Annotated in this window: 5 protein-coding genes; all 5 read left to right on the top strand. The window is 69.6% G+C overall.

The genetic code is table 11. The features are described from left to right. The first annotated feature begins 273 nt into the window (after positions 1-273). Positions 274-1026, top strand: a complete 753-nt coding sequence (locus tag METY_RS20695; protein WP_244593772.1) for a GntR family transcriptional regulator — start codon at positions 274-276, stop codon at positions 1024-1026. A gap of 121 nt (positions 1027-1147) precedes the next feature. Further along, entirely contained in the window at positions 1148-2323 is a 1176-nt protein-coding gene (gene sucC / locus METY_RS20690) for an ADP-forming succinate--CoA ligase subunit beta (RefSeq protein ID WP_103123277.1), read from the top strand. A 2-nt stretch (positions 2324-2325) separates the two neighbouring features. Next, positions 2326-3207: a succinate--CoA ligase subunit alpha gene (gene sucD, locus METY_RS20685; protein WP_103123276.1), complete on the top strand. Its 882-nt coding sequence runs from the start codon at positions 2326-2328 to the stop codon at positions 3205-3207. Positions 3208-3321: 114 nt separating this feature from the next. Continuing rightward, positions 3322-4350: a 2-dehydropantoate 2-reductase gene (locus METY_RS20680; RefSeq protein WP_103123275.1), complete on the top strand. Its 1029-nt coding sequence runs from the start codon at positions 3322-3324 to the stop codon at positions 4348-4350. Further along, positions 4343-4470 (top strand): DUF2437 domain-containing protein (locus tag METY_RS21655; RefSeq protein WP_146035777.1); only part of this gene is annotated, 128 nt, incomplete at its 3' end. The genes METY_RS20680 and METY_RS21655, both read left to right, overlap by 8 nt.

The following is a 4470-nucleotide window of genomic DNA, read 5'->3' as shown; positions in this document are numbered from 1 at the left end:
CGAAGGCGAGGCAAGGCCCGCCCGCGTGGCCGGCGCAGCGTTCTAGTCCGACACGCGCGTCGCAGCGCAACCAAAGAGGCGGTCCGACGGGCCGCCTCTTTCCATTTCGGCGGGACTCAAGCCTCCGGGGCTGCGGCCGATCGAAGCGCTCGCGAGGCGCGACGACGAAGAAACTCAAGAACGTCTTGCGCGCGCCCGCCTACGCGCTGCGTCATCTGGTCCAAAGGAGGCCTTCGTGAGGCATCTGGCATCTGGTATCCGGCGAGTCCGTCGATGAAGAGCGTCAGGGAGAGCCGCGCCGTGAAAGTCCCGCTGCGTTGGCCTGTCGGGGACGAAGCCGCCTCCGAACTGGTGCTTGAGCGCTTTGCGCCCGAGCAGACGTTCAAGACCAAGGTCTACGCCGCGCTGAAGCAGGCGATCGTCAACATGGACATCTACTCCACGCCGGAGCCGACGTGGATCGACGAGCGGCAGCTGTCGGAGCGCCTCGGCGTCAGCCGCACGCCGGTCCGCGAGGCGATAGCGATGCTCGAGCAGGAGGGCTTCGTGAAGTCGATGCCCCGGCGGGGCATCATGGTGCTCAAGAAGACCCGGCGCGAGGTCGTCGAGATGGTCCAGGCCTGGGCCGCCCTCGAGAGCATGGCGGCGCGGCTGGTCACCGAGAACGCGTCCGACGAAGAGATTGCGACTCTCCGGACGCTGTTCAAGGACTTCGGCGAAGCGCATAAGCCGTCCGACTTCGTCAGCGAGTACTCGCAGGCGAACATCCTGTTTCACCAGACCCTCATCCGCCTCAGCGGCTCCAAAGTGCTGGCGGACATGACGGCGAACCTGCTGGTGCACGTGCGCGGCATCCGGCAGATCACGATCGGGCGCGACGACCGAGCGAGCCGCTCGATCGTCGAACACCTCAACATCATCGAGGCGCTGGAGAGGCGGGACGCCGACGCCGCCGAGCGGTTCTCCCGCGACCATACGCTCGGCCTGTCGACCTACGTCGAGGAGCACGGCGACATCTTCGACTGAGGGCCCCGGAAGCCGCGGTCTTCAGCCTTTCTGTCAATAGGCAGTCTCTGGCATTAGTTATACCAATAACCGTGCCGCGCATGCGGGCCGCGTGGGAACGCTTGGGAACGGTGAGGGGCCAATGAGACTTCATGAGTTTCAGGCGAAGAGCCTCTTGGCCGACTACGGCTTGCCCTGCCCCAAAGGGGCGGTCGCCATCACCGCCGCCGAAGCGGAGAGCATCGCCCGGGACCTGGGCGTCGCCCCGCTCGCCGTGAAGGCGCAGATTCACGCCGGCGAACGCGGCGCCGCAGGGGGCGTGCGCATGGCGCACGGGCCCGCCATGGTCCGGTCCGCCGCCGAGGCGCTGCTCGGCAAGAAGCTCATCACCGCGCAGACGGGCGAGGGCGGCCTGACGGTCCGCCGCGTCTACGTCGAAGCCGCGACGCCCGCCGTGAAGCAGATCTATCTGGCGCTCGTGGTGGAGCCCGCCCTCGGCGGCTTCGCGCTGCTCGGCGCGGCGCAAGGCGGCGAGGAGATCGAGCGGCGGGAGCGGGAAGGCCGCCTCGTCCGCGAGCGGCTCACGCTGTCGGTCGGCGCGGAGCCCGATCCGGCCGAGCTCGACGCGTTTCTCGCCGCGATCGGCCTTGAGGGCGGCGCGCGGGCGAAGGCCGCGACCCTCGTCGCCGGCCTGCGCCGCGCCTTCATCGAGCTCGACGCCAGCCTGATCGAGATCAACCCGCTCGCTGTCACCGCCGACGGCGACCTGTTCGCGCTCGACGTCAAGATGACGCTCGACGACAACGCGCTGTTCCGCCACCGCGACCTCGCGTCCCTGCGCGACGAGGACGACGACGAGCGGGTGAAGCTGACGTCGCAGCGCGACCAGCTCAACTTCGTGCAGCTCGACGGCGACATCGGCCTCGTCTCCAACGGGGCGGGGCTCGGCCTCGCGACGTTGGACATGGTGAAGGCGGCGGGCGGTCGCCCGGCGAACTTCATGGACATCCGCACCACGGCGACGAGCCTAGACATCGCCCACGGCTTCGCGCTGCTCCTCGACAATCCCGCGATCAAGACGCTGCTCGTAAACGTGCACGGCGGCGGCATGCAGTCCTGCGACACCATCGCCGAGGGCCTCGGGGTCGCGCTCCGGCGCTCGGGCCGGTCGTTGCCCGTCGTCGTCCGCCTCGCCGGGCTGAACGCGGAGTTCGCCCGCACGCGCTTCAAGAACTTCGGCTGCGCGGTGATCGAGGAGCCGGACATGGCGTCGGCCGCCCAGCGCGCGGTGACCGTCGCGGCCAGCGGGAGGGCTTGAGCATGGCGATCCTGCTCGACAAGAACACGCGCGTCATCTGCCAGGGCATCACGGGCTGGGCCGGCACGCACCACGTCACGCAGATGATGGAGTACGGCACCAAGGTCGTCGGCGGCGTTCGCCCGGGCAAGGGCGGCCGCTCGCACCTCAACCTTCCGGTGTTCGACACGGTGGCGGCCGCGCGCGACGAGACGGGCGCGAACGCCAGCATCATCTTCGTGCCGCCGGCCTCCGCTGCGGCCGCCATGATCGAGGCGATCGAGGCCGAGATTCCGTTGGTGGTGACCGTCACCGAACGCGTGCCCCTGCTGGACATGATCCGCGTGCGCGAGGCGCTCGCCGGCTCTCGCACCCGCCTGGTCGGGGCGAACAGCCAAGGCGTGCTCGCGCCCGGGATCGCCAAGCTCGGCGTGATGGCGACGGGGTCCGAGCGCCCGGGCGGCGTCGGCATCGTGTCGCGTTCCGCCTCGCTCACCTCAGAGGTGGTGGCGCAGGTCAGCGCCGCGGGTCTGGGTCAGTCCACGACCGTCGGCGTGGGCGGCGATCCGATCCACGGCCTTTCCATGCGGGACTGCCTCGAGCTGTTCTTCGCCGATCCCGAGACCGAAGGGGTGATCCTCATCGGCGAGATCGGCGGTTTCGAAGAACAGGAGGCCGCCGAGTTCATCCGCGAGGCGAAGCCTTCGAAGCCGGTCGTCGCGCTGATCGTCGGCGCCCACGCCCCGGCCGAGCGCCGCATGGGCCACGCCGGCGCGCTGGCGATCGGCGGAGCGGCCGCGGCCTCCGCCAAGATCGCGGCGCTCGAGCAGGCGGGCGTGCGCATCGCGCCCAGCGCCGGTCTCGTCGGGCGCACCATGGCCGACGCGCTCGCGAAGACGCACTGACGCCTCGACGACGGACGGCGCGGAACGGCCGCCCGCGCGGCCGGGCGTCGCCGCGACATCACGACATCTGGCCGAGCCTCGCGCGGCGCCACGACCACACGGGAGACTGACGCGATGAAGATCTGCATCTATGGGGCCGGCGCCATCGGCGGCTACATGGCGGTGATGCTGAAGCGCTCGGGCGTGGACGTCTCCCTCGTCGCGCGCGGACCGCATCTCGCGGCGATAAAGGAACGGGGGCTGAAGCTGCTGATCGACGGGCAGGAGCTCGTCGCGGAGATGCCAGCGACGAAGAACGCCGCGGAGCTCGGGCCGCAGGACTACGTCATCAACGGGCTCAAGGCACACCAGGCCTGGGAGTCCGCGGAAGACATGGCGCCGCTGATGGGCGACCACACCGCGGTCGTCACCATGCAGAACGGCGTGCCGTGGTGGTACTTCCACGGTCTGGAAGGGAAGTACGCCGACCTGCGCCTGCAGAGCGTCGATCCGGGCGACCGGCAATGGAACGCGATCCGCCCCGAGCGCGTCATCGGCGGCACCGTCTACCCGGCGACCGAGATCACCGAACCCGGCGTGATCAAGCACATCTACGGCGACGCCTTCGGGCTCGGCGAGCCCAACCGGCGGAAGACCGAGCGCCTGGCCCGGCTCGCGGACGCGATCAACGCGAGCGGGCTCAAGGCGCGTGTCTACGACGACATCCGCGACGACATCTGGCTGAAGCTCTGGGGCAACCTTTGCTTCAACCCGATTTCGGCGATCACCCGCGCCACGCTGGACGTGGTGGCGACAGATCCCGCCACCCGCGCCTTGGCCAAGAGCATGATGCTCGAGGCCCAGCAGATCGGCGAGACCTTCGGCGCCACCTTCAAGGTGGACGTCGAGCGCCGGATCAACGGCGCCGCGAAGGTCGGCGCCCATCGCACGTCGATGCTGCAGGACGTGGAGGCCGGGAAGGCGATCGAGCTCGACGCCCTGCTCTCGTCCGTGCAGGAGATGGGCCGTCTCGCGAACGTCGCGACGCCCATGATCGACCTCGTGCTCGGCCTCACCAAGCAGATGGGCCGTTCGCTCGGCGTCTATCCCACCTTCCCGGAAGAGGTGGTCGAGGAGCAGCCGCTTAAGGTGGCCAATGGTTGAGGCCACCGCCGTCGCGACCGCTCTCTGGGTGCGGTTCGCCCGCGCCGGGCAGGCAGGCTTCGGCCGTCTGGTCGGCGACGCCGTCGAGGTCCATGAAGGCGATATGTTCGCGGCGCCGAC

Source organism: Methylopila sp. Yamaguchi, assembly GCF_002897035.1.
Lineage (GTDB): Bacteria > Pseudomonadota > Alphaproteobacteria > Rhizobiales > Methylopilaceae > Methylopila.
This window is presented reverse-complemented; position numbering and strand designations above follow the sequence as displayed.

Excerpts from the sequence above, each read along its gene's own strand:
- METY_RS20680 (WP_103123275.1), top strand. The coding sequence starts at position 3,322 with ATGAAGATCTGCATCTATGGGGCCGGCGCCATCGGCGGCTACATGGCG.
- sucC (WP_103123277.1), top strand. The coding sequence starts at position 1,148 with ATGAGACTTCATGAGTTTCAGGCGAAGAGCCTCTTGGCCGACTACGGC.
- sucD (WP_103123276.1), top strand. The coding sequence starts at position 2,326 with ATGGCGATCCTGCTCGACAAGAACACGCGCGTCATCTGCCAGGGCATC.
- METY_RS20695 (WP_244593772.1), top strand. The coding sequence starts at position 274 with ATGAAGAGCGTCAGGGAGAGCCGCGCCGTGAAAGTCCCGCTGCGTTGG.